Origin of the sequence: Rhodosalinus sp. FB01 (assembly GCF_041365715.1) — a bacterium.
Taxonomy (GTDB): domain Bacteria; phylum Pseudomonadota; class Alphaproteobacteria; order Rhodobacterales; family Rhodobacteraceae; genus Rhodosalinus.
Window position 1 is genome coordinate 1 of the sequence record NZ_JBGFSH010000113.1, and the last position, 325, is coordinate 325.

General features: G+C 72.6%; 1 protein-coding gene. It reads left to right on the forward strand.

From position 1 onward, the window contains the following. Positions 1-325 (forward strand): 3-hydroxyacyl-CoA dehydrogenase family protein (locus AB6A65_RS16835; protein WP_371039525.1); only part of this gene is annotated, 325 nt, incomplete at both ends.

Below are 325 nucleotides of genomic sequence, written 5' to 3' on the forward strand. Positions count from 1 at the left end.
TGTCCGCCTATCGTCGCGCCGCGGACTATCTGCTGGCCGACGGCGCTCTGCCGCACGAGGTGGACGCGGCGATGCGCGGGTTCGGCATGGCGATGGGGCCCTACGAGATGCAGGACATGGCCGGGCTGCAGATCGCCTGGGCCAACCGCAAGCGGCAGGCGGCCACGCGGCCGGCGGGGGAGCGCTACGTCGCCATCGCCGACCGGCTGTGCGAGATGGGGCGCCTCGGCCGGCGCAGCGGCAAGGGCTGGTACGACTACGGCGACGACGGCAAGCCGCAGCGCTCCACCGAGGTCGAGGCGCTGATCGAGGCTCATTCGCGTGA